39 protein-coding genes and 1 pseudogene are annotated in these 26,200 nt (G+C 42.7%); 7 read left to right on the forward strand and 33 right to left on the reverse strand.

Going from position 1 to position 26,200, the window contains the following annotated elements:
• Positions 1 to 48 precede the first annotated feature (48 nt).
• On the reverse strand, positions 49 to 435 hold the full coding sequence (locus tag FTU38_RS00765) for a hypothetical protein (RefSeq protein ID WP_078189263.1): 387 nt from the start codon (positions 433 to 435) through the stop codon (positions 49 to 51).
• Positions 428 to 685 carry a succinate dehydrogenase assembly factor 2 gene (locus FTU38_RS00770; RefSeq protein ID WP_078189264.1) on the reverse strand — a complete coding sequence of 86 codons (258 nt, stop codon included), beginning with the start codon at positions 683 to 685 and terminating at the stop codon, positions 428 to 430. The genes FTU38_RS00765 and FTU38_RS00770 overlap by 8 nt, the downstream gene beginning before the upstream one ends.
• Positions 686 to 866: 181 nt before the next feature.
• On the opposite strand from FTU38_RS00770, the gene FTU38_RS00775 reads away from it, so the two are divergent.
• Complete coding sequence (locus FTU38_RS00775; protein WP_180092097.1) at positions 867 to 2,039, forward strand: acyl-CoA dehydrogenase family protein; 1,173 nt, start codon at positions 867 to 869, stop codon at positions 2,037 to 2,039.
• A gap of 44 nt (positions 2,040 to 2,083) precedes the next feature.
• On the opposite strand, the gene FTU38_RS00780 is transcribed toward FTU38_RS00775, so the two are convergent.
• The 31 genes from FTU38_RS00780 to FTU38_RS00930 form a co-directional block, all read right to left on the reverse strand.
• Positions 2,084 to 2,881, reverse strand: coding sequence for an alpha/beta fold hydrolase (locus tag FTU38_RS00780; protein WP_373683961.1), 798 nt, complete (start codon positions 2,879 to 2,881; stop codon positions 2,084 to 2,086).
• A 133-nt stretch (positions 2,882 to 3,014) separates the two neighbouring features.
• Entirely contained in the window at positions 3,015 to 4,505 is a 1,491-nt protein-coding gene (locus FTU38_RS00785) for an NAD(P)/FAD-dependent oxidoreductase (RefSeq protein WP_180110381.1), read from the reverse strand.
• A gap of 216 nt (positions 4,506 to 4,721) precedes the next feature.
• Positions 4,722 to 5,087, reverse strand: coding sequence for a 50S ribosomal protein L17 (gene rplQ, locus FTU38_RS00790; RefSeq protein ID WP_005012953.1), 366 nt, complete (start codon positions 5,085 to 5,087; stop codon positions 4,722 to 4,724).
• A gap of 18 nt (positions 5,088 to 5,105) precedes the next feature.
• A complete protein-coding gene (locus tag FTU38_RS00795) occupies positions 5,106 to 6,113 on the reverse strand; it encodes a DNA-directed RNA polymerase subunit alpha (RefSeq protein ID WP_004650465.1) in 1,008 nt (335 codons plus the stop codon).
• A 17-nt stretch (positions 6,114 to 6,130) separates the two neighbouring features.
• Entirely contained in the window at positions 6,131 to 6,757 is a 627-nt protein-coding gene (gene rpsD, locus FTU38_RS00800) for a 30S ribosomal protein S4 (protein ID WP_078192454.1), read from the reverse strand.
• A 12-nt stretch (positions 6,758 to 6,769) separates the two neighbouring features.
• Entirely contained in the window at positions 6,770 to 7,156 is a 387-nt protein-coding gene (rpsK, locus tag FTU38_RS00805; protein ID WP_001040166.1) for a 30S ribosomal protein S11, read from the reverse strand.
• 19 nt (positions 7,157 to 7,175) lie between these two features.
• Entirely contained in the window at positions 7,176 to 7,532 is a 357-nt protein-coding gene (rpsM, locus tag FTU38_RS00810; RefSeq protein WP_078189269.1) for a 30S ribosomal protein S13, read from the reverse strand.
• A gap of 107 nt (positions 7,533 to 7,639) precedes the next feature.
• Positions 7,640 to 7,756, reverse strand: a complete 117-nt coding sequence (gene rpmJ / locus FTU38_RS00815) for a 50S ribosomal protein L36 (protein ID WP_000867907.1) — start codon at positions 7,754 to 7,756, stop codon at positions 7,640 to 7,642.
• A 20-nt stretch (positions 7,757 to 7,776) separates the two neighbouring features.
• Complete coding sequence (gene secY / locus FTU38_RS00820) at positions 7,777 to 9,096, reverse strand: preprotein translocase subunit SecY (protein WP_171263746.1); 1,320 nt, start codon at positions 9,094 to 9,096, stop codon at positions 7,777 to 7,779.
• Between the two features lie 45 nt (positions 9,097 to 9,141).
• Entirely contained in the window at positions 9,142 to 9,582 is a 441-nt protein-coding gene (rplO, locus tag FTU38_RS00825; protein WP_078189271.1) for a 50S ribosomal protein L15, read from the reverse strand.
• 3 nt (positions 9,583 to 9,585) lie between these two features.
• The gene (rpmD, locus tag FTU38_RS00830) at positions 9,586 to 9,762 is read right to left on the reverse strand and encodes a 50S ribosomal protein L30 (protein ID WP_005012961.1); all 177 of its coding nucleotides are present in this window, start codon (positions 9,760 to 9,762) and stop codon (positions 9,586 to 9,588) included.
• A gap of 6 nt (positions 9,763 to 9,768) precedes the next feature.
• Positions 9,769 to 10,266 carry a 30S ribosomal protein S5 gene (gene rpsE, locus FTU38_RS00835; RefSeq protein ID WP_067762902.1) on the reverse strand — a complete coding sequence of 166 codons (498 nt, stop codon included), beginning with the start codon at positions 10,264 to 10,266 and terminating at the stop codon, positions 9,769 to 9,771.
• Positions 10,267 to 10,268: 2 nt separating this feature from the next.
• On the reverse strand, positions 10,269 to 10,619 hold the full coding sequence (gene rplR, locus FTU38_RS00840; RefSeq protein WP_067762903.1) for a 50S ribosomal protein L18: 351 nt from the start codon (positions 10,617 to 10,619) through the stop codon (positions 10,269 to 10,271).
• A gap of 14 nt (positions 10,620 to 10,633) precedes the next feature.
• Positions 10,634 to 11,167 carry a 50S ribosomal protein L6 gene (rplF, locus tag FTU38_RS00845; protein WP_078189272.1) on the reverse strand — a complete coding sequence of 178 codons (534 nt, stop codon included), beginning with the start codon at positions 11,165 to 11,167 and terminating at the stop codon, positions 10,634 to 10,636.
• A gap of 13 nt (positions 11,168 to 11,180) precedes the next feature.
• A complete protein-coding gene (gene rpsH / locus FTU38_RS00850; protein ID WP_078189273.1) occupies positions 11,181 to 11,576 on the reverse strand; it encodes a 30S ribosomal protein S8 in 396 nt (131 codons plus the stop codon).
• Between the two features lie 12 nt (positions 11,577 to 11,588).
• Entirely contained in the window at positions 11,589 to 11,894 is a 306-nt protein-coding gene (rpsN, locus tag FTU38_RS00855; protein WP_067762906.1) for a 30S ribosomal protein S14, read from the reverse strand.
• A gap of 9 nt (positions 11,895 to 11,903) precedes the next feature.
• Entirely contained in the window at positions 11,904 to 12,440 is a 537-nt protein-coding gene (gene rplE / locus FTU38_RS00860; protein ID WP_067762907.1) for a 50S ribosomal protein L5, read from the reverse strand.
• A gap of 15 nt (positions 12,441 to 12,455) precedes the next feature.
• On the reverse strand, positions 12,456 to 12,773 hold the full coding sequence (gene rplX / locus FTU38_RS00865; protein ID WP_078189274.1) for a 50S ribosomal protein L24: 318 nt from the start codon (positions 12,771 to 12,773) through the stop codon (positions 12,456 to 12,458).
• 9 nt (positions 12,774 to 12,782) lie between these two features.
• Positions 12,783 to 13,151 carry a 50S ribosomal protein L14 gene (gene rplN, locus FTU38_RS00870; RefSeq protein ID WP_005012978.1) on the reverse strand — a complete coding sequence of 123 codons (369 nt, stop codon included), beginning with the start codon at positions 13,149 to 13,151 and terminating at the stop codon, positions 12,783 to 12,785.
• 89 nt (positions 13,152 to 13,240) lie between these two features.
• On the reverse strand, positions 13,241 to 13,498 hold the full coding sequence (gene rpsQ, locus FTU38_RS00875) for a 30S ribosomal protein S17 (RefSeq protein WP_078189275.1): 258 nt from the start codon (positions 13,496 to 13,498) through the stop codon (positions 13,241 to 13,243).
• The gene (gene rpmC / locus FTU38_RS00880) at positions 13,495 to 13,692 is read right to left on the reverse strand and encodes a 50S ribosomal protein L29 (protein WP_005012982.1); all 198 of its coding nucleotides are present in this window, start codon (positions 13,690 to 13,692) and stop codon (positions 13,495 to 13,497) included. Before rpmC ends, rpsQ begins: the two co-directional genes overlap by 4 nt.
• Entirely contained in the window at positions 13,692 to 14,105 is a 414-nt protein-coding gene (gene rplP / locus FTU38_RS00885) for a 50S ribosomal protein L16 (RefSeq protein WP_078189276.1), read from the reverse strand. The genes rpmC and rplP overlap by 1 nt, the downstream gene beginning before the upstream one ends.
• Positions 14,106 to 14,108: 3 nt before the next feature.
• On the reverse strand, positions 14,109 to 14,861 hold the full coding sequence (gene rpsC, locus FTU38_RS00890; protein ID WP_078189277.1) for a 30S ribosomal protein S3: 753 nt from the start codon (positions 14,859 to 14,861) through the stop codon (positions 14,109 to 14,111).
• Between the two features lies 1 nt (position 14,862).
• Complete coding sequence (gene rplV / locus FTU38_RS00895; RefSeq protein ID WP_035265103.1) at positions 14,863 to 15,192, reverse strand: 50S ribosomal protein L22; 330 nt, start codon at positions 15,190 to 15,192, stop codon at positions 14,863 to 14,865.
• 11 nt (positions 15,193 to 15,203) lie between these two features.
• Positions 15,204 to 15,479: a 30S ribosomal protein S19 gene (gene rpsS / locus FTU38_RS00900; RefSeq protein WP_004281508.1), complete on the reverse strand. Its 276-nt coding sequence runs from the start codon at positions 15,477 to 15,479 to the stop codon at positions 15,204 to 15,206.
• Between the two features lie 19 nt (positions 15,480 to 15,498).
• Complete coding sequence (gene rplB, locus FTU38_RS00905; RefSeq protein WP_078189278.1) at positions 15,499 to 16,323, reverse strand: 50S ribosomal protein L2; 825 nt, start codon at positions 16,321 to 16,323, stop codon at positions 15,499 to 15,501.
• Positions 16,324 to 16,334: 11 nt separating this feature from the next.
• The gene (rplW, locus tag FTU38_RS00910; protein WP_005012992.1) at positions 16,335 to 16,655 is read right to left on the reverse strand and encodes a 50S ribosomal protein L23; all 321 of its coding nucleotides are present in this window, start codon (positions 16,653 to 16,655) and stop codon (positions 16,335 to 16,337) included.
• Positions 16,652 to 17,254, reverse strand: a complete 603-nt coding sequence (rplD, locus tag FTU38_RS00915) for a 50S ribosomal protein L4 (RefSeq protein WP_078189279.1) — start codon at positions 17,252 to 17,254, stop codon at positions 16,652 to 16,654. The genes rplW and rplD overlap by 4 nt, the downstream gene beginning before the upstream one ends.
• An 11-nt stretch (positions 17,255 to 17,265) precedes the next feature.
• Positions 17,266 to 17,904: a 50S ribosomal protein L3 gene (rplC, locus tag FTU38_RS00920; RefSeq protein ID WP_078189280.1), complete on the reverse strand. Its 639-nt coding sequence runs from the start codon at positions 17,902 to 17,904 to the stop codon at positions 17,266 to 17,268.
• A 59-nt stretch (positions 17,905 to 17,963) separates the two neighbouring features.
• On the reverse strand, positions 17,964 to 18,275 hold the full coding sequence (gene rpsJ / locus FTU38_RS00925; protein WP_000070912.1) for a 30S ribosomal protein S10: 312 nt from the start codon (positions 18,273 to 18,275) through the stop codon (positions 17,964 to 17,966).
• Between the two features lie 268 nt (positions 18,276 to 18,543).
• Positions 18,544 to 19,281: a type 1 glutamine amidotransferase gene (locus FTU38_RS00930; RefSeq protein WP_180110382.1), complete on the reverse strand. Its 738-nt coding sequence runs from the start codon at positions 19,279 to 19,281 to the stop codon at positions 18,544 to 18,546.
• Positions 19,282 to 19,439: 158 nt separating this feature from the next.
• On the opposite strand from FTU38_RS00930, the gene FTU38_RS00935 reads away from it, so the two are divergent.
• From FTU38_RS00935 to FTU38_RS00960, 6 genes and pseudogenes are all read left to right on the forward strand, one after another.
• Entirely contained in the window at positions 19,440 to 20,642 is a 1,203-nt protein-coding gene (locus FTU38_RS00935; protein WP_180110383.1) for a PLP-dependent transferase, read from the forward strand.
• Between the two features lie 14 nt (positions 20,643 to 20,656).
• Positions 20,657 to 22,240: a helicase HerA-like domain-containing protein gene (locus FTU38_RS00940; protein ID WP_180110384.1), complete on the forward strand. Its 1,584-nt coding sequence runs from the start codon at positions 20,657 to 20,659 to the stop codon at positions 22,238 to 22,240.
• 150 nt (positions 22,241 to 22,390) lie between these two features.
• Positions 22,391 to 23,599, forward strand: a complete 1,209-nt coding sequence (gene hmpA / locus FTU38_RS00945; RefSeq protein ID WP_078192460.1) for an NO-inducible flavohemoprotein — start codon at positions 22,391 to 22,393, stop codon at positions 23,597 to 23,599.
• Between the two features lie 86 nt (positions 23,600 to 23,685).
• Entirely contained in the window at positions 23,686 to 24,129 is a 444-nt protein-coding gene (locus FTU38_RS00950; RefSeq protein WP_180110385.1) for an Rrf2 family transcriptional regulator, read from the forward strand.
• Between the two features lie 85 nt (positions 24,130 to 24,214).
• On the forward strand, positions 24,215 to 25,075 hold the full coding sequence (yihA, locus tag FTU38_RS00955) for a ribosome biogenesis GTP-binding protein YihA/YsxC (RefSeq protein WP_180110386.1): 861 nt from the start codon (positions 24,215 to 24,217) through the stop codon (positions 25,073 to 25,075).
• A gap of 157 nt (positions 25,076 to 25,232) precedes the next feature.
• A pseudogene (locus FTU38_RS00960) lies at positions 25,233 to 26,177 on the forward strand (metal-dependent hydrolase).
• Positions 26,178 to 26,200 lie beyond the last annotated feature (23 nt).

Here is a 26,200-nt window from a genome sequence, read left to right on the forward strand (position 1 = left end):
GAAATATTTGCATTTTATTGAATTTTAAAAATAAAGGCTGTCTAACAATTAGATCATTTTGGCCAATACTTTGAGTGATTTCCACTGTTTCAATGACAATTGATCGCGCCAAATAATCACTGGTTTTGCACGTGCATGCATAAAATACACCACAATATACATTTGATGATCCAAAATATGGCTTATTTGAACGCGTTGCACCGGGCGGTTGAGTCGTTGCAAAGACCAATCAGTTCCATCCAAATAATCTAGACTGGTGACGTGTAAATGCTTACGGAAAAACAGAACATAAACCACTAGCCCGATTAGGAAAAATATCCCCCAAAGCATGGGTGTTAGTAACTGATAAAGCAGCGTCATCAATACCGCAAAAATAAAAAACTGAAACGCATGCGATAAAAAACTGCGTTTCAGTTTGAATTGCCGATTATCCATGAACGTAATGTTTTAATTTTTGAATAAACGTTTTTAATTCAGGACGTGGCGGTTCACTAACTTCCATAAACCAATCCAACAAATCTGGATCTTCTGCAGCAACGAGTTCTGCAAACATGTCTTTTTCAGCTGCATCGGCTTGTAAATAGTAATTTTTGACGTAGGGATCAAAATAAACATCAATCTCTTTTAAACCACGACGTGCGCGGTAGATCACTTTACGCTCTTCTAAGCTGATTTCATCAGTCATTGTCTTCCCCAATCGTTGAACCCGTCTAGTGTAACTCATCCACCGCATTGAAGTGGAGTGTTTTCAAAGATTGACCGAATGCTTCATCGCATTTACTGCTTTTGAATGTTCTGCACATTGCAGTCACACGCTGCATCTTATAAGTTGAGACAAAGCCATAAAAATGAATAGGATATTCAAAATGCAATCTGGAGCGATTCGCCCACTCAACAACATGCTGCCACGTCAATTATTTAATGCAGAACATGATGCATTTCGTGAAACAGTACGAAAATTTTATGAAAAAGAAGTTGTGCCCAATATCGAAAAGTATGAAAAACAACAACATGTAGACCGTGACTTATGGAATAAAGCTGGTGCCATGGGCTTGCTTTGCCCGACCATGCCCGAAGCTTATGGCGGCTATGGTGTAGACCGACTCTATAGCATGATTCTGATTGAAGAGCAGGCCTATGCCATGGACTCCTCTACCGGCTTTTCACTGCATTCCGACATTGTGGCCAATTATATTCATAACTTTGGCAATGAAGAACAAAAGCTGCATTGGCTGCCGAAAATGGCGTCTGGCGAAACTGTGACTGCCATTGCAATGACCGAACCGGGCACAGGTTCAGACCTACAGGCAGTTCGCACAACCGCTACAGAAGATGGTGATGACTATATTATTAATGGTTCAAAAATCTTTATCACCAATGGCTATTTATCTGACATGGCAATTGTGGTCTGCAAGACAGGTAATAGTGAAAAAGGTTCAGCCAATTTATCGCTAATTATCGTCGAGGCAGATCGCGTCGGTTTTAGTAAAGGCAAACCTTTAAACAAAATTGGCATGAAAGGTCAGGATACCTGTGAACTGTTCTTTGACAATGTCCGCGTCCCTAAAAGCAACTTACTCGGCATGCAAGGTATGGGCTTTATGATGCTGATGAAGGAATTGGCTTGGGAACGTATGTTGGTCGCGATTATTTGCCAAGCCGGTGCAGAAGCAGCCTTTGCGCACACTGTTCAATACACCAAAGAGCGTAAGGCATTTGGCAAGACCGTATCTAGTTTCCAAAACACCCGTTTTAAATTGGCAGAGCTACGCACTGAAATCGATTTTTGTCGAACTTATCTAGACCGATGTATGGAGCTGCAACTTGAGGAACAGCTCGGTATTGACGCAGCCGCAGCTGCTAAATACAAAATTTCAGAGATGTTCTCCAAAGTCGTAGATGAATGTCTGCAGTTGCATGGCGGCTATGGCTATATGCTTGAATATCCAATTGCACGGGCTTATATCGACAACCGCGCCAATCGTATCTATGCCGGTACCAATGAAATTATGAAAGAGCTGATTTCCCGCTCTTTATAACAAATAAGCCCATCAGATGATGGGCTTTTTTCATTCTTTCGATATCAACTTAAATCATTCACAAAATCACAGATTAATGCAGCGACCAATGCGGGTTGCTCTTTGTGCGGCATGTGATGAAGCCCTTCCAAAATCTCTAGCTCTGCATCAGCTTTTATACCCGAAAAAAGTTTCTGAGCTTGTGCTGTCGTCCCGTATTCATCCAGTTCTCCATGGATGATCAAGCTTGGACACTGTACTTTTCCAACATAATCTTCGAGGTTCCATTGACGGAAACTTGGTGAAAGCCAAGTTTCCGTCCAAGCATCCAAAACCCACTGGGCTTTATCCCCATGGTATTTAGCCAAGCGTTCAAGCTGTCCCGGCTGCGCAAAACCTGTTTTGGCTTCACGTATACCCGATAATGTCAGTACTTCCACTTCATACTGTGCGGCTATGGTAATCAGACCATGACATTGTTCAGCATATTCACTGGCAATCACGACTGACATTCCCCCGCCAACACTATGCCCCATCACGATAAACTGTTGAATGGAATAATGTTGAAGAAGCGCCTTAAAGCCCTGCCGCGCTTCAGCATAGACAAAATCTGTACTTAATAGATGAGGATTCGCTGACGATCGGCCAAAACCCAATCGATCATAGGCAATCACCGTTCTGCCAGACTCAGCAGCCAATTGCGCAGGAAAATCACGCCATAAATCCACACTCCCCAGTGAATCATGCATCAATATAATCGGGGCCAAAGTTGCATCTTTATCTGCTGTTTCAGGCTGCCAAGCTTTGGTATATAGCTCATAATCATTTAATTTTATAAATTCTGAATGTTCTTGATTCTTCACATTAACCCTGTGTGTTTTTCCTTGTTTTCAACATCATATATTTTTCAACAAATAAAGCGCATCAAATAAAACCCTAAAGTCACATATCTAAAGCAAAAAAAGGAGCATGATGCTCCTTTTTTATGTAACTGACTTAAGAAACTAATCTGGGTTTAGCCGCCACTTGATCAGACTTTTTTTCAAATTTCAGCACTCCATCTTCAAATGAAGCATGCTTTAATTCTTTACGATCTGCCAAATAGTTATTGCTGACTTTCCACGGTGCATGTTTACCCTGTTTTGGCATCACATCTGCCGCACGTGCAATATAACCTGAAGTCAAGCTTCCCATTACTGTGTCTTCTAACAACTCGGTCGCATCGCCTTGTGGAATCACTTGGTTATAACCATTTTGATCCATATAGTTAATCAATTTACAGATGTATTCAGAAGCAATATCAACTTTTAATGTCCATGAAGCATTAATATAGCCAATAATCATCGCCATATTTGGTACATCACTGACCATCACGCCACGGTACAACATATGCTTAGAGGTATTTAATGGCTGTCCATCGATTGTGGCACTGATCCCGCCTAGAATTTGAATGTTGAGTCCTGTAGCTGAAATCACCACGTCCGCTTCTAAATGTTTACCTGATTTTAATTGAATGCCATTTTCAGTAAAACTTTCAATTTGATCGGTTTCAACAGATGCACGGCCTTCGCGTAAAATTTTAAACAAATCACCATCTGGCACCACACAAAGGCGCTGATCCCAAGGATTGTAATCTGGGGTAAAGTGCTTCATATCCACTTTACCTTTCAACTGCAACTCAATTGATTTTAATAAAAATTTACGGAGTAATTTAGGTTGCTTTTGTGCAATAGCATAAACAGCCCGTTGGACACCGATATTTCGTGCACGGGTAAGTTTATAAGCAACATCTTCAGGTAATACTTTACGCATTTTGTCGTAAATGATGTCAATAGAAGGTACTGAGGCAATATAGGTCGGAGAGCGCTGTAGCATAGTCACATGCCCTGCACCGCCTTTTGCCATAGCTGGCACAAGGGTAATTGCTGTTGCGCCACTACCAATAATCACCACTTTTTTGCCTGCATAATTAATATTTTCAGGCCAATGTTGTGGATGAATGAAGGTACCTTTAAAGTTTTCCTGCCCTTTAAACTCAGGTTGGAAACCTTGGTCATAATTATAATAACCCGTACAGCCAAAGACGAAATTTGCAACCCAGGTTTGTTGTTTCTTCTTCGCATCTTCAATAACAACAGACCATTTACGAGTTTGTGAATCGTAGTTCGCACTCACAACACGGTGCTGAAAATGAATTTTTTCTTTAATCTTATATTCATCAATCACTTCAGAAAGGTAGCCTTTAATCGAAGACCCATCAGCAAGCACACTAGATTTTTTCCACGGCTTAAAATTAAAGCCAAAAGTTGACATGTCCGAATCAGAACGAATACCCGGATATTTAAAAAGATCCCATGTACCACCGAAACTTTCACGACGTTCAATAATTTCAAATGAACGATTTGGACAACTTTTTGAAAGATGCGCAGCCAAACCTACACCGGAGATCCCTGCACCTACAATGAGAATATCAACTTGTTTTTCCATGTTGTTCTTTTAACCTATCTTAGATTTATATTTATTAAATCACATTTTTGACAATGCACAATGTCAAGTTTAAGCAAAAGGCGTTTTATTTTTATCTTTTAAGGACAAATTGAATTATTGTCTAACAATATATAGCCACCACAAAACTGCAGGCATTAAAAAAGGTCGGTTAAAAACCGACCTTTTTTAGAACAACGTACGCTGCTCTTCACGAAATTAGTTAACTTCGCGATCTACTAGCTCAACGTAAGCCATCGGTGCAGCATCACCTGCACGGAAGCCCGCTTTAAGAACACGTAGATAACCGCCGTTACGTTCTTTGTAACGAGGGCCAAGAACGGTAAATAATTTACCAACAGTTGCAGCTGAACGAGTACGAGCAAACGCTAAACGGCGGTTTGCTACAGAATCGACTTTAGCTAAAGTGATTAAAGGCTCAGCAACACGACGCAATTCTTTTGCTTTAGGAACAGTAGTTTTAATTAACTCGTGTTCGAACAAAGAATTAGCCATGTTTTGGAACATCGCTTTACGATGACTGCTTGTACGGCCTAATTTCACACCACTATTACGATGACGCATGGTGATAGTCCTACTTAATTAACGGCTACGATAAGCAAAGCGATCGTCCATGCGGAGGCTAGCCGGTGGCCAGTTCTCTAAACGCATGCCCAATTGCAAGCCTTTCGATGCCAGAACATCTTTAATCTCAGTCAACGATTTTTTACCTAAGTTAGGAGTTTTAAGCAACTCAACTTCAGTACGTTGAACAAGATCGCCAATGTAGTAAATATTTTCTGCTTTCAAACAGTTAGCAGAACGAACAGTAAGCTCTAGATCATCTACTGGACGAAGCAAAATCGGATCAACTTCTTCACGAGGCTCTTGAGCAACTGGTGCTTGATCTTTCTGAAGATCAACAAAAATTGCAATTTGTTGTTGCAAGATTGTTGCCGCTTTGCGGATTGCTTCTTCAGGATCAACAGTACCGTTGGTTTCAAGATCAATGATCAGTTTATCAAGGTCAGTACGTTGTTCTACACGAGCGTTTTCCACTGTATAAGACACACGTTTGATTGGGCTGTAAGAAGCATCTAATTGTAAACGACCCACTGGGCGAGTTTCGCCTTCAGGGAAGCGTGAATCAGAAGTCTCATAACCACGACCTTGAGAAACTTTCAGGCGCATTTTTAATGAGCCAGAAGCACTTAAAGTACCGATCAAATGTTCAGGGTTAACCACTTCAACATTGTGTGGTAAACGAAGGTCAGCGGCTGTAACGTCGCCAGGACCTTGTTTTTCCAATGTCAGATAAGCTTCATTTTGATCGAACAGCTTAATAGACAATCCTTTTAGGTTCAGCAAGAGCTCGACGATGTCCTGCTGCAAGCCTTCCAAAGTACTGTACTCGTGCTCGACACCTTCAATCTCTACTTCAACCACGGCTGCGCCAGGTAAAGAAGACAAAAGGATACGACGTAAAGCATTACCAAGAGTATGACCAAAGCCACGCTCTAATGGTTCTAGAATAACTTTTGCCGAGGTCCCGCTTGCCGCTTCGACCTTGATCGCTTGCGGAGTTAGAAACTCATTTGCAGTACGCGTCATTATTGCTACCTCAAGGATTATTTAGAATACAATTCTACAATCAAGCTTTCGTTGATTTCAGCAGGTAAATCAGAACGATCTGGTGCAGCTTTGAACGTACCTTCCAATTTAGAATGATCAATTTCAATCCAAGATGGAATGCCACGTTGAGTCGCTAACTCAACTGCGTTTTTGATACGCAATTGTTGTTTAGCACCTTCGTGAACTGCAACAACGTCACCAGCTTTAACTTGGATAGACGCGATGTTAACACGACGACCATTTAAAGTGATTGAACGGTGAGATACAAGCTGACGAGCTTCTGCACGTGTAGAACCAAAACCCATGCGATAAACAACGTTATCTAGACGGCTTTCAAGAAGTTTCAACAAGTTTTCACCTGTTGCGCCTTTAACACGAGCAGCTTCTTTGTAGTAGTTACTAAATTGACGCTCTAAAACACCGTACATACGACGTACTTTTTGTTTTTCACGTAATTGTAGTGAGTACTCAGATTGTTTGCCGCCACGAGCGCCACCATGTTGGCCAGGTGCTTTAGCAGCTTTTTTTGTTTTGACGTCAAATGGTTTAACGCCAGATTTTAATTGCAGGTCTGTCCCTTCGCGGCGAGAGAGTTTGCATTTTGGACCAATATAACGAGCCATGAATGTTTCTCCTTACACGCGACGTTTTTTAGGTGGACGGCAACCGTTGTGCGGGATTGGCGTCACATCGGTAATGCTGTTAATTTTATAACCCACTGCACCTAAAGCACGAACCGCAGATTCACGACCTGGACCAGGACCTTTTACAAGGACGTCCAAGTTTTTCAAACCGTAATCTAAAGCAGCTTTACCAGCAACTTCAGCAGCTACCTGAGCAGCAAACGGAGTTGATTTACGTGATCCACGGAAGCCTTGTCCACCAGAGGTAGCCCAAGCCAGTGCATTACCTTGACGATCGGTAATAGTCACAATGGTGTTATTAAAAGAAGCGTGAATGTGTGCAACACCTTCAGAGACGGTACGAGTGACCTTCTTGCGTGTGCGAGTATCTTTAGCCATCTTTTAGCTTCCAGAAATCTTATTTCTTAATAGGTTTGCGCGGACCTTTACGGGTACGTGCGTTAGTTTTGGTGCGTTGACCACGGACAGGCAAGCTGCGACGATGACGAAGACCGCGGTAGCAGCCTAAATCCATTAAACGTTTAATGTTCATGGAAATTTCGCGACGTAAATCACCTTCGGTAGGAACCTTAGTAACTTCTGCACGAATCGCATCAAGCTGAGCGTCATCTAATTCACGAATTTTAGTTGTTGGTGCAATACCAGCAGCAGCTAAGATAGCTTTTGCAGTGTGGCGACCAATACCAAAAATGTACGTTAGAGAGATAACAGCATGCTTGTTATCCGGAATGTTTACACCGGCAATACGAGCCATTCAATTTTCTCCAAAAAGGCAGTTAAGATAATCAACCGCCCGACAAAATCTTTGAGGGGCGGATAATAACCTAATTAGCCTACTGAAATCAACAGGTCTTGATCAGATTAACCTTGACGCTGCTTATGACGAGGTTCTGCGCTGCAAATTACGCGAATAACCCCATTACGACGGATAACTTTACAGCTACCACAAATTTTCTTTACAGAAGCTTGAACTTTCATAATGAAACCTCTAAGTGCGCTTATCCTTTCGGATGAGCAGTCGTTTTACGCATTAACGATTGATTGTCATATTGATGCGATGTGAGATGAGCTTGGAGCTGAGCCATAAAGTCCATCACCACCACCACTACGATCAGTAAAGACGTACCACCTAAGCTAAATGGAATACCAAATGAGCTTTGTAGAATCATCGGCATTAAACAGATGATTGTGATATAAACCGCGCCAATAAAAGTCAAACGATTCAAAATATGATCTAAATAGCGTGCAGTTTGCTCACCAGGACGAATACCCGGTACATAAGCACCACTACGTTTTAAATTCTCTGACACTTCTTTAGGGCTAAATACTAGCGCAGTATAGAAGTAACAGAAGAAGATAATTAATGCACCAAATAGCACCAAATACATCGGTTGACCCGGCGACAATACGAGTGCCAAATCTTGTAGGCCACGTTTAATCACGCCAGCATTTGGATCTGCACTGCCTACCCATTGCCCTAAGCTCGCTGGGAACAATAGCAATGAACTCGCAAAAATTGCAGGAATCACACCCGCCATATTAATTTTTAATGGCAAATGTGTTTGCTGAGCGGTAAATACACGACGACCTTGTTGTTTTTGAGCATAGTTTACCGGAATACGACGCTGCGCCTTCTCAATAAACACAATTGCTGCTAACACTGCAACAGATAGCAATGCAAATATTGCAAGACCAATTAAACTAGATTGGCCATTATCTACTGAGGTTAAAGATTGCAGAACCAAGTTCGGCAAACCAGCAACGATACCTGCGAAGATGATCATGGAAATACCATTCCCTACTCCACGCTCAGTAATTTGCTCACCTAACCACATCAGGAACATTGTACCTGCAACCAAAGAAGTTACAGCAGGAACGTAAAAAGCAAGTCCACTAGTCAAAGTAATATTTTGACTAATCAGACCTGCACACATCCCAACAGCTTGCACAAGTGCAAGAAACAATGTGCCTTGTCGCGTATATTGATTGATCTTACGCTTACCTTGTTCGCCTTCTTTCTTTAAAGCTTCCAGCGAAGGAACAACCGTAGACATTAACTGCACGATAATCGATGCAGAGATATACGGCATAATCCCAAGAGCAAGAATTGACATACGCTCTAATGCACCACCTGAGAACATGTTAAACAAACCAAGGATCGTACCTTGGTTTGCATTAAACAGATTCTCTAGTGCGGCATTGTTAATGCCCGGTACTGGAATATGTGCTCCCAGTCGAAAAACCAACAACGCCCCGATGAGGAACATCATACGGCGGATAATTTCACGATATTTCACATGAAAAGGTTGGCCTTTCATCATGTTAACATGACCTGTCGAACTAGGAGTCATAGACACTGGGGATTACTCCTCGACTTTACCGCCAGCAGCTTCAACAGCAGCTTTAGCGCCTTTAGTCAATGCAACACCTTGAACAGTGAATGCACGAGTAATTTCACCAGAAAGTACGATACGTGCACGTAACATATCTTTACGCACAACGTTAGCAGCTTTTAAAGTTTCAAGAGACACGATGTCGCCTTCAACTTTAGCAAGTTCTGATAAACGTACTTCAGCAGTTTTCAAAGCCATTTGGCTAGTGAAACCGAATTTAGGTAAACGACGATATAACGCAGTTTGACCACCTTCGAAACCAGGACGTGTACCACCGCTCTTACGTGAGTTTTGACCTTTGACACCACGGCCACCAGTCTTACCAACGCCAGAACCGATACCACGGCCTAAACGAAGGTTGTCACGCTTAGCACCTTCTGCAGGTGCAATTGTATTTAAACGCAGAGTCATGGCTTATTCCTCTACACTAACCATATAGTAAACTTGGTTGATCATACCACGGTTAGAAGGCGTATCTTGCACTTCAACTGTATGACCAATACGACGCAGACCTAAACCTTTAAGGCTAAGCTTGTGATTTTTCAAGCGATGCGATGAAGATTTAGTCTGGGTAACTTTAATCGTTTTCATGATTGATTACCCTTGAATTTGTGCTACTGATAAACCACGTTTCGCAGCAACTTTCTCAGGAGAAGTCATATCACGCAAACCGTTAAAAGTTGCGTTTACTACGTTAGCAGCGTTAGTAGAACCATAACACTTAGTTAATACGTTACGTACACCTACAGCTTCTAAAACTGCACGCATAGCGCCACCAGCAATTACACCAGTACCTTCAGAAGCAGGTTGCATGTAAACGCGGCTTGCACCGTGACGAGCATTGATAGGGTGCTGAACAGTACCGTCAACAAGGTCAACAGTAATCATGTTGCGACGAGCAGCTTCAAGTGCTTTAGAAATAGCAGCTGGAACTTCACGTGCTTTACCACGACCAAAACCTACGCGACCATTACCATCACCCACAACAGTTAATGCTGTGAAAGAGAAGATACGACCACCCTTAACAACTTTGGCTACACGATCAACGGCAACCAGCTTTTCAACAAGACCTTCGTTTTGTTCAACTTTAGCCATGATTAGAACTCCAAGCCGTTTTCACGAGCAGCATCAGCCAAGGCTTTGATACGACCATGATATTTGAAACCAGAACGGTCAAATGCAACTTTAGTTACACCAGCCGCTTTAGCACGTTCTGCAATTAAAGCACCAACTTTCTGAGCCGATTCAACGTTACCAGTAGTACCAGCACGTAGAGTAGCATCTAAAGTAGAAGCTTGCGCTAATACTTTGCCACCATCTGCAGAGATAACTTGAGCATAGATGTGACGCGGAGTGCGGTTTACACACAAACGAGTCGCACCCAATGCACGGATGTGCAAGCGTGTGCTTTTCGCACGACGCAAACGGGATTGTTTCTTTTCGTTCATAAGAACCTCGCGCCTTATTTCTTCTTAGCTTCTTTACGAAGTACAACTTCGTCAGAATAACGAACACCTTTACCTTTATAAGGCTCTGGCGGACGGTAACCACGGATTTCTGCAGCAACTTGACCTAATTTAGCTTTATCAGCTGATTTAAGTACAATTTCAGTTGCAGTAGGAGTTTCTGCAGTTACACCTTCAGGAAGGTTGTAGTCGATCGGGTGAGAGAAACCAAGGTTAAGGTTAACAATGTTACCTTTAACCGCAGCTTTATAACCAACACCGATAAGCTGTAACTTACGTTCGAAACCTTCGTTAACACCTTTTACAAGGTTGTTAAGCACAGCGCGAGCAGTACCAGCCTGCATCCAAGCATCTTTAGATTCAGCTTTAGGAGCAATAACTAGAGTACCGTCTTCCTGTTTTAGCTCGACCAGCGCATGCAGGTTGAAAGACAATGTACCTTTGCTGCCTTTCACTTCGACCTGCCGGCCGTTCTGAGTAACTGTAACACCGTTAGGTACAGTTACTGGGGCTTTAGCCACACGAGACATGAGGAATCACCTATTAAGAAACAAAAGCAATAACTTCACCACCGATACCTGCAGCACGTGCAGCGCGATCAGTCATGATGCCTTTGCTTGTAGAAACAATTGCAATACCTAAACCTTGCTTAACGCTAGGAAGTGCATCTTTACCGCGATATTGACGTAGACCAGGACGGCTTACGCGTTTCACAGTATCGATAACTGGTTTGCCTTCGAAATATTTTAAAGTAATCGTTAAAGTCGCTTTGCCTTCATTGTCAGCAACAGCTACATCAGCGATATAACCTTCTTGTTGAAGTACGTTAGCAATCGCAACTTTCAACTTTGAGTTTGGCATAGAAACAGTTTGTTTCTTTGCCATTTGTGCGTTACGAACACGTGTTAGCATGTCGGCAACGGTATCTTGCATACTCATTTATAGTGCTCCTTACCAGCTTGCCTTAACAACGCCCGGTACATCACCTTGCATTACTGTTTCACGTAATTTGTTACGGCTTAAGCCGAACTTACGGAAGTAACCATGAGGACGACCAGTTAAACCACAACGGTTACGTAGACGTACTGGAGACGCATTACGTGGTAATGCTTGAAATTTCATCATCGCTTCGAAACGTTCTTCGTCTGATGCATTAACGTTTGCGATAATTGCTTTTAATTCAGCACGTTTCGCAGCGTATTTAGCAACAGTAGCTTCGCGTTTCAATTCGCGATTAATCATACCTTTCTTAGCCATATCGACCTCTTATTTGAACGGGAAGCCGAATGCACGCATAAGCGCACGGCCTTCGTCATCGGTGCGAGCAGTCGTAGTGATGGTAATGTCCATACCACGAATACGATCAATCTTATCAAAATCGATTTCAGGGAACATGATTTGTTCCTTAAGACCCATTGAGTAGTTACCACGACCATCGAATGATTTCGCAGAGAAACCACGGAAGTCACGGATACGAGGGATCGCGATAGAGATCAAACGGTCTAAGAATTCGTACATACGTTCGCCGCGTAAAGTAACTTTACAGCCGATCGGCCAACCATCACGGATTTTGAAACCAGCGATAGATTTACGAGCTAAAGTAAGTACTGGTTTTTGACCAGCAATTGCTTGCATATCAGAAAGAGCGCCATCTAACAATTTCTTGTCAGCTGATGCAGCACCAACACCCATGTTGATGGTGATTTTTGTAATGCGAGGAATATCCATCACATTCTTAACGCCCAATGTTTCTTTTAATTGAGCCTTAAGTTCGTCGTTGTAACGCGTTTTAAGTCTGGCCATTGCCTAGTCAACCTATTACTTCGCTACCGCCACTGATTCACCATTAGATTTGAATACGCGAGTTTTCACGCCTTCAATCACTTGGTAACCAACACGGTCAGCCTTTTGGGTTGTAGCATTAAAAATTGCCACGTTAGAGATATGAAGCTCAGCTTCTTGAGTTACGATGCCGCCTTCAGCGCCAGTAGCTCGGTTAGGCTTTTGATGCTTCGTTACCAAGTTAAGGCCTTCAACCTTAACACGGTCATTTGAAACAGACAAAACAGTACCTTGTTTGCCTTTTTCTTTACCTGCGATCACAATTACTTGATCGCCCTTTTTAATCTTAGCCATGAGTGCCTCTTATAGAACTTCAGGAGCCAATGAAATAATTTTCATGAACTGTTCAGTACGAAGTTCACGAGTCACTGGTCCGAAAATACGAGTTGCAATCGGCGCTTTGTTGTTGTTCAAAATAACAGCTGCGTTATCGTCGAAACGAATAACTGAACCATCTGCACGACGGATGCCGAATTTTGTACGTACAACTACAGCATTCATCACGTCACCTTTTTTAACACGTGCGCGTGGAATAGCTTCTTTTACAGTAACTTTAATAATGTCGCCAACAGAAGCATAACGACGATGTGAACCACCAAGTACTTTAATACATTGTACGCGGCGAGCACCACTGTTGTCTGCTACGTCTAGCATACTTTCGGTTTGAATCATTGCCCTACTCCAAAACCGAGCATCACCGGTCGCAATTTCGAAAGGCTCAAAGAGTACTCGAAATTGACCGATGATGCAAGAACGTTTAATTACTCAGCAGCAGCTTCAACAACTTCAACTAAAGTCCAAGACTTAGTTTTAGAAATTGGGCGGCTTTCTTTGATGCTTACTACGTCACCAACTTTAGCAACATTGTTTTCATCATGAGCGTGTAATTTAGTTGAACGGCGGATTGATTTGCCATACAACGGGTGTTGAACGCGGCGTTCGATAAGAACAACGATAGACTTGTCCATCTTGTCGCTAACTACTTTACCGGTTAACGTGCGAACTGTTTGTTCACTCATTGTCCGTTCCCCTGTTTTTCGGTTAGGAGTGTCTTAATACGAGCAATAGTTTTACGAGTAAGCGCAACTTCGTGCGATTTACCCAATTGACCAGTTGCTTTCGCCATACGAAGACGGAATTGGTTAAGCTGTTGCTCATCAAGCAAAGCTGTCAACTCTTCTACCGACTTTTCACGTAGATCATTAGTTTTCATTACATTACCGTCCGAGTCACGATAGTGGTTTTAAACGGAAGTTTTGCAGCAGCAAGCGTAAATGCTTCGCGAGCAAGTTCTTCGTTAACACCATCAATTTCGTACAAGACTTTACCTGGTTTGATTTGGCAAACCCAGTATTCCACAGAACCTTTACCTTTACCCATACGAACTTCTAATGGTTTTTCAGTAATTGGTTTGTCTGGGAAAACACGGATAAAGATCTTACCACCACGTTTAATACGACGGCTGATTGTACGACGCGCTGCTTCAATTTGACGTGCAGTCATTTGACCACGTTCAATTGATTTAAGTGCAATAGTACCAAAAGATACTGAGCTACCGCGATGTGCTAGACCAGTGTTACGGCCTTTTTGCACTTTACGGAATTTAGTACGTTTAGGTTGTAACATGGATTATTCTCCTTTTTCAGCAGAACGATCATTGCGACGACCACGACGCTCTTGACCTTCACCACGACCACGACCACGTTTAGCTGGACGTTCTTCAGCTGGAGCTGGGTTCATGACTTGTTTCATGCCGCCCAAGATCTCACCACGGAAGATCCATACTTTAACACCGATCGTACCGTAAGTAGTCTCAGCACGCATAGTAGCATAGTCGATGTCAGCACGAAGAGTATGAAGAGGTACACGACCTTCACGATACCATTCAGTACGAGCAATCTCAGCACCACCTAGACGGCCTGAAACTTCTACTTTGATACCTTTAGCACCAGCACGCATAGAGTTTTGAACCGCACGCTTCATAGCACGACGGAACATTACACGTTTTTCTAATTGAGAAGCGATTGCTTCAGCAACTAAACGAGCGTCTAAATCTGGGCGATCGATTTCGTTGATACTTACTTGCGCAGGAACACCCATAATGGCTGTTAATTCGCGTTGTAATTTCTCAATGTCTTCGCCTTTTTTACCGATCACGATACCAGGACGTGCAGTGCTAATAGTTACTTTAGCTGCGCCTGTAGGGCGTTCGATAAGAATATTGCTTACCATCGCATTCTTAAGTTTTTTAGTTAAAAACTCACGAACTTGAAGATCTTTTAGCAAATATTCAGCATATTGTTTCGGATTCGCATACCAGTTAGCGTTATGACGTTTCACAACACCTAGGCGGATACCGATTGGATGAACCTTCTGACCCATATCAAACCCCTACCTTAACGGTAATGTGACAAGTACGCTTAGTAATACGATCTGCACGGCCTTTAGCACGTGGCAAAATACGTTTCAGGCTCATGCCTTCATCAACGTAGATCGTAGAAACTTTAAGGTCGTCTACATCTAAACTGTTATTGTGTTCAGCGTTTGCAATCGCAGATTCCAATGCTTTTTTAACTAAAACTGCAGCTTTTTTGTTGCTGAAGTTTAAGATATTCAAAGCATGCGCAACAGATTTGCCGCGAATTAGGTCTGCAACCAAACGTGCTTTTTGTGCCGAGATAGCGGCACCGCGTAATTTAGCAGTTACTTCCATCATAGCACCTATTAACGTTTAGACTTCTTGTCAACACCGTGACCACGATAGGTACGAGTTGGCGCGAATTCACCTAATTTATGACCAACCATATGCTCAGATACGATCACTGGAACATGGTTACGGCCATTGTGTACAGAAATTGTTAGACCAACAAAATCCGGTAAGATCATCGAACGACGCGACCAAGTTTTGATCGGCTTACGGTTATTAGCCGCGATAGCCGCTTCAACCTTAGCGAACAAGTGCGCATCGACGAATGGGCCTTTTTTCAGAGAACGAGGCATTGTCAGATTCCTTTACTTGTTACTTAACGCGACGGTCGCGAATGATCATCTTAGTCGTACGCTTGTTGGTACGTGTTTTGTACCCTTTAGCTTTTTGACCCCATGGACTTACAGGTTGAATACCTTTGTTACGTCCTTCACCACCACCATGTGGATGGTCTACTGGGTTCATCGCCATACCACGTACGGTAGGACGAACGCCACGCCAGCGTGATGCACCTGCTTTACCAAGTGAACGAAGGTTGCTTTCTGAGTTAGAAACTTCACCTAACACAGCACGGCATTCAACGTGTACTTTACGCATTTCGCCTGAACGAAGACGAATGATAGCGTAAGAACCGTCACGACCCAACAATTGAGCAGATGTACCAGCAGAACGTACTAATTGTGCGCCTTTACCGATTTTAAGCTCGATGTTGTGAAGAGTAGAACCGATAGGCATGTTGCGAAGTGGTAAGCAGTTACCTGGACGGATTGGAGCATCATTACCAGACTGAACTTGATCACCAGCGCGAAGGCCTTTAGGTGCAATAATATAGCGACGTTCACCGTCAGCATATTTCAATAAAGCAATATGAGCTGTACGGTTTGGATCGTATTCAATACGCTCAACTACAGCAGGGATGCTGTCTTTGTTACGTTTGAAGTCTACGATACGGTAGTGCTGTTTATGACCACCACCAACGTGACGAGTTGTAATGTGACCGTTGTTATTACGACCGCCAGTACGTTTTTTAGCTTCAACCAACGGAGCATATGGCGCGCCTTTGTGAAGGTGGTTATGAACCACTTTCTCTACAAAGCGACGTCCTGGAGACGTTGGCTTACATTTTTGAATCGGCATAATTTTCGTCCTTATTCCGCTGCGTTTTCAGCGGTATCGCCCAAGTCAGCCATTTCAACATCTTGGCCAGCTTTCAGGGTGACGTATGCTTTTTTAACATCAGAACGACGTCCTAATGTTTTACCAAAGCGTTTAGTCTTACCTTTAGTGATCGTTGTGTTAACTTTAACAACTTGAACACCAAATAGTTGCTCAACAGCTTTTTTGATTTCAAGTTTGTTTGCATCTAGTGCAACTTTGAACACTTGAACACCAGCAGTTTCGCCTAAAACTTGTGCTTTTTCTGAGAATACAGGTCCTTGTAGGACTTGATAGATACGTTCGTTGTTCATCCGAGTTCTACCTCAATTTTCTTAGCAGCAGCAACAGACATAACAACTTTATCGAACGCGATCAAGCTAACAGGATCGATTGCAGCAGCATCAACCACATCAACGTGTGGAATGTTGCGAGCAGCAAGATACAAGTTCTCATCAACAGCATCTGTAACGATTAATGCACGAGGTGCATTCAAGTCGTTAAGTTTTGCAAGCAATTCTTTAGTTTTTGGAGCTGCAACAGCAATCTCTTCAACTAAAACAAGGCGATCTTGACGAACAAGCTCAGCCAGGATGCATTGCATAGCACCGCGATACATTTTACGGTTTACTTTTTGAGACCAGTCTTGTGGACGAGCAGCAAAAGTTTTACCACCGCCAACCCAGATTGGGCTACGAATAGAACCAGCACGAGCGCGGCCAGTACCTTTTTGACGGAAAGGTTTTTTACCACCGCCAGAAACGTCAGCACGTGATTTTTGCGCTTTAGAACCTTGACGACCACCAGCTAAGTAAGCTGTAACAACTTGGTGTACAAGAGCTTCGTTAAAATCACGACCAAACGCAACTTCAGATAACTCAACAGCAGAGCCGGAAACAGTATTTAAATTCACGTTATTTCCCCTCAGGCCTTGATAGTAGGACGAACAGTAACGTCGCCACCAGTAGCACCAGGAACCGCGCCTTTAACAACTAGAACTGAACGTTCTGCGTCGATAGCAACGATTTCAAGACCCTGTGTAGTTACACGTTCAGCACCTAAGTGACCAGGCATTTTTTTGCCTTTGAACACGCGACCAGGAGTCTGGTTTTGACCTGTAGAACCGATAACACGGTGAGATACAGAGTTACCATGTGTAGCGTCTTGAGTACGGAAGTTCCAACGCTTAACACCACCTTGGAAACCTTTACCTTTAGATGTACCAGTAACGTCAACAATTTGACCCACTGTAAACACATCTACACCGATAGTTCCGCCAACTTCACGACCTTCAAGATCAGCTTCTGTAGCGCGGAATTCTTGAACTAGACGACCAGCAGCTACACCAGCTTTCGCAAAGTGACCTTTCTGAGCGTTAGTTACGCGAGATTCGCGACGTTCACCAGTAGTGATTTGAATCGCTTGATAACCATCAGTTTCAAGCGTTTTGATTTGTGTGATGCGGTTAGGATCAACCTCAATCACTGTTACAGGTACAGAAACACCAGCATCTGTAAAGATACGTGTCATACCGCACTTGCGACCGACTAAACCAATAGCCATGTGCATAAACCTCTAAAAAAGCGGCCTAATTAACTTAGAGCGTTAATTAACCGAAAGCCTTAACCCAAAGCGATCTGAACATCAACACCAGCTGCAAGATCTAATTTCATCAATGCATCAACAGTTTTATCTGTAGGTTGAACGATGTCGATCAAACGTTTGTAAGTGCGGATCTCGTATTGGTCACGCGCATCTTTGTTAACGTGTGGTGATGTTAAAACGTTAAAACGTTCGATACGTGTAGGCATCGGGATTGGACCACAAACTTGTGCGCCAGTACGTTTTGCTGTTTCTACGATTTCTTGAGCTGATTGATCAATTAGACGGTGATCAAAAGACTTAAGACGGATACGAATTCTCTGGTTAGACATACCAGTTAACTCCAAGCCAAATATATAAAGAATCACCCTTGACGCATCTCACCCCACTTTAAAAGAGGCAAGTGTCAAGAGCAGTGAAATATCACTAAGGTCACGATCGATGCCGCGACTGTCACGATGTTAACTACTTTATTCGTAGCTAACCCCCTTCATCAAAGGGTCGCCCATTATAGCTATTGTTTAATGCATAAGCAAATCTCTTTTGCTGTTTTTCTTATATTTTTCATTTTTTATGCAAGATCAATTGCTTAACTTTTAATCAATAGGCGTTTTTTCTTAATACATACTCTATTGCTTGGTTTAGTATTTGATTTCCCTCAATAAATTTGTTCTTTGCGCTTTTCCGTAGATCATGTACTGGCTGTACATGTGTTCCTAAAAAAAATGCCACTTCTTCATCATTTTCCAAAAATAAATCGAGCACTTCTGGGGTAATTTCAGGATGAAATTGGAAGCCCAAAACATTTTGCCCGATTTGATACATTTGATTACGACATGCATCATTTTCCGCCAGCAATACCGCTCCTTTCGGAATTTCAAATGTTTCACTGTGCCACTGCATGACTTTAAACTCTTCCGGTAGTTTGAAACAGTCATGCGGTACGTTAGCGACCTTACGGATGGTCGTCCAACCCAATTCTTGTTGTGCATTTCGGCTCACCGCCCCACCCAAAGCATTGGCAATCAATTGCCCACCTAAACAAAGCCCGATTGCGGGTTTGCCGAGTGCTAAATAGCGTCGCAGCCATCGTTTTTCTATTTTTAACCATGGGAAATTTGCCTCATCATTTACGCTCATGGTCCCACCCATGATGATAAGTAAATCGACATCTTCAACATGCGGCAAAGCCTCGAGATCCAAGGCTTGATCGACAGGTAATGCAAAGAATTCTGTGGCCGTAATTTTGGCCTGATGCTGTTTTAAAAAATCATAACAACTGCCGAACCCTTCGCCAGCAATATGCTGAAAATAATGTACTTTTAAATGCGACTTCATGCGCTAAACCTATTGTTGTTGCTCTGATATCGGTTTTGCAAGAATGAAGCCAACTTTGCTTTTCACTTAATTTTCTATACAAAAGCATCGTAAATCCATGCATTTTAGTCGTATTCTTTTGAACATTCATTATTATTTTGATCATTTCAGAGCGCCACGTGAAAAAGAATCCTCAAACTGAACTCATTCATGCACCAAGAATGGCACCGCAATACATCAATAGTGTTCAACCTCCCCTGTTTCGTGCATCCACTATAATTTTCGAAAATACAGATGCGCTATTTAATCGCCATTGGACCGATGATTATGACTATAGCTATGGAACGCATGGCACCCCCACGACATTTACCCTAGGCGATCAGATTGCTCAGATTGAAGGTGGCTTGTATCACTTACTCGCACCAAGCGGTTTATCTGCAATTAATTTGGTCAATTCATGTTTTTTAAGTCAAGGGGATGAAGTGTGGGTCGCAGATAATATCTATGGCCCAAATATGGAACATCTGCGTAACCTAGAAACCCGCTATGGCATCGTGGTCAAGGTTTATAACCCGATTGATGTCGATTCATTTAGCCCTTCAGCGCAAGCTAAGCTTATCTGGTTAGAAGCAGCAGGTTCTGTCACTTTAGAGTTTCCAGATTTAGTCGGCTTGGTCAAAAAAGCCCAAGCACATAACATTCTCACTGCACTGGACAATACATGGGGCGCAGGACTTGCCTTTAATGCTTTTGATTTCAGTTCTGAGCATCTGAGTGTCGATATCAGTGTGCATGCCTTGACCAAATACCCAAGTGGCGGCGGGGATATTTTGATGGGTTCGGTAATTACACGAGATAAAAAGCTTCATCACAAACTGTTTCGTGCGCACGCTATTCAAGGCATTAGTATCTCTGGTGATGACGCCGCGCAAGTACAACGCAGTTTGGCTTCAATGCGCCTGCGCTATGAACACCAGTCACAAAGTGCTTTAACTGTATTGAATTGGCTAAAACAGCAGCCAACCTTTGTACAGGTTTTACATCCTGCCGATGAAGCTTCCGCAGGACATCAGCATTGGAAAGAAATTTGTACAGAACAACACAGTGCTGGCTTGGTCAGCGTGATATTTAATGAAAAATATAGCCTGCAAGATGTACGCCGCTTTTGTGATGCACTGAAACTCTTTAAGCTCGGTTTTAGCTGGGGTGGCCCAGTCAGTTTAGTCATGCTATATAACTTAAAAGATATGCGTGTACTCGAACATTCACATATTCAAACCGGCTTACTGGTTCGCTTTTGTATAGGACTAGAACATCCTGCAGATTTAATACAAGATATAGAAAACGCACTACAACATTTAAATAAACAGCAACTCGAATAAATACAGGAACATCTATGGGTACACCAATTGTTATTGGCAAAAAAACACAAGACACTACACAAGATGTGGTGCTTCATTCACAATTTGCAAACCGCCATGGTTTGATTGCTGGGGCCACAGGTACTGGTAAGACGGTGACGTTGAAGGTGTTGGCAGAAAGTTTTTCTCGGCTGGGTGTACCTGTATTTTTAGCCGATGCCAAAGGGGATGTTTCTAGCCTTGCCAAAGCAGGTGAAAGCAATCCTAAGTTTGACGAACGAATTAAAAGTTTAAATATCGAGAGCATTCCTTTTGCTGCCTCCCCTGTGGTGTTTTGGGATTTGTTTGGTGAACAAGGACACCCCATTCGCACTACCATTTCTGAAATTGGCCCACTGCTCCTTGCCCGAATTCTCAACTTAAATGACACGCAAGAAGGTGTGTTATCTGCGGTCTTTCGTATTGCTGATGATCAGGGCTTATTGCTCATCGACTTTAAAGACTTAAAAGCCATGATTAGCTACGTCAGTGAACATGCAGCAGAATTTAAAAATGAATATGGCAATTTATCGCCTGCAAGCTTAGGTGCAATTCAACGTAATTTGCTCGCATTGGCTGATCAAGGTGGTGACAAGTTCTTTGGTGAGCCTGCGCTCAATATCATGGATTTCATTCAAACGGATGCACAAGGTCGTGGCAACATCAACCTGCTTGCCGCTGACAAGTTAATGAATACCCCTAAGCTCTATGCGACCTTCTTACTTTGGATGCTGTCAGAACTGTTTGAACAATTGCCTGAAGTTGGAGATATGGATAAACCCAAACTGGTGTTCTTCTTCGATGAAGCGCATTTATTGTTTGATAATGCCAGCCCTGCTTTACAAGAAAAGATTGAACAAGTGGTTCGTCTAATTCGCTCTAAAGGCGTCGGGATTTACTTTGTAACGCAAAATCCACTTGACCTACCCGAGAGTGTTTTAGGACAACTAGGTAACCGCGTTCAGCATGCGCTACGTGCATTTACCCCCAAAGATCAGAAAGCGGTCAAGACGGCAGCAGATACTTTTCGAGCCAATCCTGCGTTTAAAGTCGATCAAGTGATTACGGAACTGGCTGTAGGTGAAGCACTGATTAGCTGTCTAGATGAACAAGGCACACCTCAAATTGTTGAACGTGCTTGGGTGATGCCACCCTACTCTTCATTTAGCCCAATTGCTGTAGAAGAACGCAAAGCTCTGATGGCAAATAGCATTGTCGCAGGTGTGTATGACACCGAAGCAGATCGTGAAAGTGCCTATGAACTTTTACAAAATAAAGTGGCGGAGCGCCAACAACAAGCCGTCCAAGCGGAACAAGATAAAATAGAAGCCAAAGAACAAGAAGCGTTGGCCAAACAACAAGCAAAAGAAGCAGATGCACTCGCCAAACAGCAAGCACGTGAACAAGAACGCCTTGCGCGCGAACAACAAAAAGAAGCTGAGCGTTCAGCCAAACAACGTGAAAAACTGATTCAAGACACGGTAGGAACTTTTGCAAAAAGTGCTGCACGCAGCTTGGGCGGGTCGACAGGTCAGAAAATTATCCGTGGCCTCTTAGGTTCTATCTTCGGCAAGAAATAATCTAAAAGCCCAATTAAAAAGTACAAAATTATGGAATCTTTTTATATTCCATAATTTTTTTATGGTTTTTACTAAAACATGTATTGCGCGGATGTATTTAAAAATGTATTTTAAATACATCTTATAAATAACAGCCATGAGAGATCAGCTATGACTCCGCAGCAAATTGACCTAGTAAAAGCTACTGTTCCTGTTCTACGTGAAAATGGTGTCGCGCTGACTGGTTACTTCTATAATCGTATGTTGGGCAATAACCCTGACCTCAAAGAAACCTTTAACATGGGACATCAGCGCAGCGGTGCTCAGGCACAAGCCTTGGCGGGTGCTGTATTGGCTTATGCTGAAAATATTGAGGACCCATCTGTACTTTTACCAGTTGTAGAATTAATTGCGCATAAACATGTGAGTCTTAACATTCAAGCGCCAGACTATAATATTGTCGGCGAAAATTTGCTGCACTCGATCAGTGAAGTATTAAGCATTTCAATGGAAGATCCACTGATTGCAGCTTGGGCAGCAGCATATGGACAATTGGCAGACTTGTTTATCAGCACTGAAAAAGCGATTTATGAGCAACATCAGCAAACTAAAGGCAGTTGGTTAGGTTGGCGTAATTTCAAAATCGCGAAAAAAGTGGCTGAAAGTGATGAAATCACCTCATTCTACCTTGAGCCTTCTGATGGTGGTGATTTACCAAAATATGAAGCAGGTCAGTACATCTCTGTACGTGTATTGGTCGATGAGCTGGGTCTAAAACAACCACGTCAATATACACTGTCTACCAGCCCACAAGACAACTACTTACGTATCTCTGTAAAACGTGAAGATCAGAAAGGTGACTTGGTTCCAGGTTGGGTATCGAATACACTGCATGGCTTGGAGATCGGTTCAGAAATCGAAGTGTCTGCACCAACAGGTAATTTCTTCCTGATTGATTCACAAAAACGCAATGTCTTTATCAGTGGTGGTGTAGGTCTAACACCAATGATTGCGATGCTGAATCAGTTGGTGACTTTAGACATGCCACAACCTGTAACCTTTATCCATGCCTGCCGTAGCAAACAAGTGCATGCAATGCATAAACACATTCAGGATTTGGAAGCAAAATACCCACGTCTTAGCACTTTTACAGCGTATGAGTTCCCTCATGCTAATGATAAATTAGGTGAAGATTATGATGCTGCTGGTCGTCTAGACTTAGGCAGCATGGATACTGCACTGTTACCGATCAATGCGGATTATTACCTTTGCGGTCCAATGCCATTTATGGCTGAACAACAGAAAGCTTTAATTGCTCGTGGTATTCCTGCTAGCAATATTCACAGCGAAGCTTTCGGCACTGGTGGTGTAAAACACTAACTAAGCTATTCACCTGAAATACAAAGGGTTAGTTTAGTTATGCTAGACTAGCCCTTATTTATTTCTCTCAGACTCACAGTATTATCATGCAACTCAATAAATTCACCGATTATGCATTACGCATTTTGCTCTATATCGCACGTCCTCGTGATGTGCCTTATAACATTGCTGAAATTGCAGAAGACCTGCACGTTTCGCGTAATCACTTGGTGAAAATTGTGCATTTTATGGCAAAGCAAAACTGGTTAATCACCAGCCGCGGCAAAGGTGGCGGCATCCGCCTTAACCCTGAAGCGCTTGAGGCTCAGCTCGGTCAAATCGTACGGATTTTGCAAGGTAATCACCAGATTGTTGAATGCAATGACCCACCCTGCTTACTGCGCAGTCAGTGTGGTTTAAAAAGCATTTTAGACCAAGCTTTAGAACAGTTTTATCAAAGTCTCGATCAGTACAAACTTGCCGATGTCTTGCAACCAAGCAGCGCATCTAAATTTACAACACAATCTCCGATTCAAATGATCAATCTCTAATTTCACTTTGCCTGCGACAAAATTCGCTTGCCTGCCCGACTTCCTTTATAATGCGTGTTGTTAAATCAGTTATTGAAGTTGGGTTATGCATCAGCACAGAGGAAAATCACGAAACAGTAAAGCGGCCAATGCGCCGAAGCAAAAGATTACTTACGAGAAAAAAGTAGACTCTGCGATTACTGAATATGCTGTGCGCTCGCTCAACTGGCTACGCAAAGCTGAGTTCTTAATGAGTGCGCCTAAACTCAACCTCTGCGTTGAAGATACCGGCTATGAAATTGCCTTTGCTGGCCGCTCTAATGCGGGTAAGTCGAGTGCCATTAATGCGCTCACCAACCAAAAACAATTGGCACGTGCGTCGAAAAAACCGGGTCGTACCCAAATGATAAACTTTTTCAGTCTAGGAAATCCTGATCAACGTTTGGTCGACTTACCGGGTTATGGCTATGCCGCTGTACCTGAAGCGATGAAAATCGTTTGGCAAAAAGAGTTAGAAAACTATCTGATACACCGTGAAAGTTTACAAGGTCTTGTGCTGTTGATGGATATCCGTCATCCACTACAACACTTTGACGTCATGATGTTGGAATGGGCACATTCTCGTAAATTGTTCGTGCACGTACTGCTCACCAAATCAGATAAATTAAACCGTGGCCCAGCCTCTAAAGCACTACAAGAAGTGAAAGCAGCATTGAAAAAAATGAAGCTGAACTTCTCTATCCAATTGTTCTCATCATTGAATAAACAAGGTTTAGAAGAGTTAGCGAGTGTCATGGCGGGTCGTCTTAACTTCACTCTAGAACAATCGACAGAGTTTGATCTTGATAGCATTCCTGAAGCATCGGAAGATGATATTGAAATCGATGCAGATGCGGAAGCATTCGACGACATCGACACTACATCTGAAGATTTACCCCAAGCTGAAGGCAAAAATTCAGACCACTAATCCAGTAATTTTAAAGTCAGCGCAAGGATGATTGTCTGACAAAAAGTATCATCTGAAGATAATGAAATGTCCTGTATTGCTAATCACAATGCAGGATTTTTTTTGGATACTGAATACATCAGATGTGTACTCGATCACATAAAAACAAGGATAGGTCATGAAATTACTCTCCCGCTTGAGAAACACAAAACTTGGATCATCAATCGAATATAAAATTAAGCCACGTAAAGTGAAATTTGAGTGGCAAGATACTCAAGTTGACTGGGTACCCAACCAAGCTTTTGTCAGCTATTTTATTAATGAAATTAATATGATCTTACCGGCAGGTGAGTTTTGGTTTTGCCGTCTGTATAACAAAGTATTGCCACAAATTAGAGATGAAAAATTAGCAGAGGACGTTAAAGCATTTATCCGCCAAGAAGCCATGCATGCTCAGGCGCATAACTCTACCAATAAAGAATATCTATCTCACCGCAATATCAGTATTCAACGCAACCTTGAAATCATGGACTTTCTCTTTGGCAAACTGCTTGCGGACCAACCTTTAGGGCTCAACGTACCTAAAGCTTTGGATCATCAGTGGGATCTCTTTCGTTTAGGGGTAATTGCAACAGTTGAGCACATGACCTGTGTACTAGGCAAATATGCTTTATACAACAAAGAGTGGGAACGCCTCGGTGCCGATCCGAATATGCTCGATCTAGTAAAATGGCATGGCGCAGAAGAATTAGAACATCGTACCGTGGCTTTTGATTTGTATCGTCATCTCGGTGGGGGCTATATTTCTCGCTATTATCAAAGTGTGATCGTGATTGCTGCCGTACTTGGTCTATGGGTCGATGGTGCAGCACATATCATGCAGCAAGACTCGCGCTATGCATCGATTAAACCTGCCGTATATAAACCGTGGATTTGGCGTGAATAGGCGCGTATCGCGCAAAAAGACAATCGCTTATTGCCACATCCGCTTTGGTTAGTGTCGCAGCAATTGGGGTATTTAATGCCTTGGTACGATCCTGTGCATGAAGCGAAAACTGAAGATGCGATTGCCTATCTCGACAACTCTCCTGCTGCAAAACGTGCCGCACTGAAAGTCGCTTAAACACTACTTTAAAATCTGTATTA

Source organism: Acinetobacter sp. YH12098 (assembly GCF_013419235.1).
GTDB lineage: Bacteria > Pseudomonadota > Gammaproteobacteria > Pseudomonadales > Moraxellaceae > Acinetobacter > Acinetobacter amyesii.

Bases quoted from the DNA above. Each gene is read 5' to 3' on its own strand.
- rplO (WP_078189271.1), bottom strand. From the start codon at position 9,582: ATGACTCTGCGTTTAAATACAATTGCACCTGCAGAAGGTGCTAAGCGT.
- rpmJ (WP_000867907.1), bottom strand. From the start codon at position 7,756: ATGAAAGTTCAAGCTTCTGTAAAGAAAATTTGTGGTAGCTGTAAAGTT.
- rpsS (WP_004281508.1), bottom strand. From the start codon at position 15,479: ATGCCTCGTTCTCTGAAAAAAGGCCCATTCGTCGATGCGCACTTGTTC.
- rplB (WP_078189278.1), bottom strand. From the start codon at position 16,323: ATGCCGATTCAAAAATGTAAGCCAACGTCTCCAGGACGTCGCTTTGTA.
- rplX (WP_078189274.1), bottom strand. From the start codon at position 12,773: ATGGCTAAGATTAAAAAGGGCGATCAAGTAATTGTGATCGCAGGTAAA.
- rplW (WP_005012992.1), bottom strand. From the start codon at position 16,655: ATGAACAACGAACGTATCTATCAAGTCCTACAAGGACCTGTATTCTCA.
- rplQ (WP_005012953.1), bottom strand. From the start codon at position 5,087: ATGCGTCATCGTAATAGTGGTGTGAAATTAGGCCGTACAAGCAGTCAT.
- rplN (WP_005012978.1), bottom strand. From the start codon at position 13,151: ATGATTCAAACCGAAAGTATGCTAGACGTAGCAGACAACAGTGGTGCT.
- FTU38_RS00785 (WP_180110381.1), bottom strand. From the start codon at position 4,505: ATGGAAAAACAAGTTGATATTCTCATTGTAGGTGCAGGGATCTCCGGT.
- rpsK (WP_001040166.1), bottom strand. From the start codon at position 7,156: ATGGCTAAAGATACTCGCACACGCAAGAAGGTCACTCGTACCGTCTCT.
- rpsH (WP_078189273.1), bottom strand. From the start codon at position 11,576: ATGAGTATGCAAGATACCGTTGCCGACATGCTAACACGTGTTCGTAAC.
- FTU38_RS00930 (WP_180110382.1), bottom strand. From the start codon at position 19,281: ATGAAGTCGCATTTAAAAGTACATTATTTTCAGCATATTGCTGGCGAA.
- FTU38_RS00770 (WP_078189264.1), bottom strand. From the start codon at position 685: ATGACTGATGAAATCAGCTTAGAAGAGCGTAAAGTGATCTACCGCGCA.
- rplV (WP_035265103.1), bottom strand. From the start codon at position 15,192: ATGGAAGTAACTGCTAAATTACGCGGTGCCGCTATCTCGGCACAAAAA.
- rpsD (WP_078192454.1), bottom strand. From the start codon at position 6,757: ATGGCTCGTTATATTGGTCCAAAATGCAAACTCTCTCGCCGCGAAGGG.
- FTU38_RS00940 (WP_180110384.1), top strand. From the start codon at position 20,657: ATGGGTACACCAATTGTTATTGGCAAAAAAACACAAGACACTACACAA.
- FTU38_RS00950 (WP_180110385.1), top strand. From the start codon at position 23,686: ATGCAACTCAATAAATTCACCGATTATGCATTACGCATTTTGCTCTAT.
- FTU38_RS00795 (WP_004650465.1), bottom strand. From the start codon at position 6,113: ATGACGCGTACTGCAAATGAGTTTCTAACTCCGCAAGCGATCAAGGTC.
- FTU38_RS00775 (WP_180092097.1), top strand. From the start codon at position 867: ATGCAATCTGGAGCGATTCGCCCACTCAACAACATGCTGCCACGTCAA.
- rpmC (WP_005012982.1), bottom strand. From the start codon at position 13,692: ATGAAAACTAATGATCTACGTGAAAAGTCGGTAGAAGAGTTGACAGCT.
- rpmD (WP_005012961.1), bottom strand. From the start codon at position 9,762: ATGAAAACGATTAAAGTTACCCAGACTAAATCTTCATCGCATCGCTTG.
- rplP (WP_078189276.1), bottom strand. From the start codon at position 14,105: ATGTTACAACCTAAACGTACTAAATTCCGTAAAGTGCAAAAAGGCCGT.
- rplE (WP_067762907.1), bottom strand. From the start codon at position 12,440: ATGGCCAGACTTAAAACGCGTTACAACGACGAACTTAAGGCTCAATTA.
- rplF (WP_078189272.1), bottom strand. From the start codon at position 11,167: ATGTCTCGTGTGGCTAAAGCCCCAGTAACTGTACCTAACGGTGTTACA.
- rplR (WP_067762903.1), bottom strand. From the start codon at position 10,619: ATGAACGAAAAGAAACAATCCCGTTTGCGTCGTGCGAAAAGCACACGC.
- rpsQ (WP_078189275.1), bottom strand. From the start codon at position 13,498: ATGAGTGAACAAACAGTTCGCACGTTAACCGGTAAAGTAGTTAGCGAC.
- rpsM (WP_078189269.1), bottom strand. From the start codon at position 7,532: ATGGCTCGTATTGCCGGTGTAAACATTCCGGATAACAAGCATGCTGTT.
- rpsC (WP_078189277.1), bottom strand. From the start codon at position 14,861: ATGGGTCAGAAGGTTCATCCAATCGGTATCCGCCTAGGTGTTGTGAAA.
- FTU38_RS00765 (WP_078189263.1), bottom strand. From the start codon at position 435: ATGGATAATCGGCAATTCAAACTGAAACGCAGTTTTTTATCGCATGCG.
- rpsE (WP_067762902.1), bottom strand. From the start codon at position 10,266: ATGGCTAAAGTTGAACAAAACGAAGGTCTTGTTGAAAAGCTGGTTGCC.
- rpsJ (WP_000070912.1), bottom strand. From the start codon at position 18,275: ATGTCTAACCAGAGAATTCGTATCCGTCTTAAGTCTTTTGATCACCGT.
- yihA (WP_180110386.1), top strand. From the start codon at position 24,215: ATGCATCAGCACAGAGGAAAATCACGAAACAGTAAAGCGGCCAATGCG.
- secY (WP_171263746.1), bottom strand. From the start codon at position 9,096: ATGAAAGGCCAACCTTTTCATGTGAAATATCGTGAAATTATCCGCCGT.
- rpsN (WP_067762906.1), bottom strand. From the start codon at position 11,894: ATGGCTAAGAAAGGTATGATTAATCGCGAATTGAAACGCGAAGCTACT.
- rplC (WP_078189280.1), bottom strand. From the start codon at position 17,904: ATGGCTATTGGTTTAGTCGGTCGCAAGTGCGGTATGACACGTATCTTT.
- hmpA (WP_078192460.1), top strand. From the start codon at position 22,391: ATGACTCCGCAGCAAATTGACCTAGTAAAAGCTACTGTTCCTGTTCTA.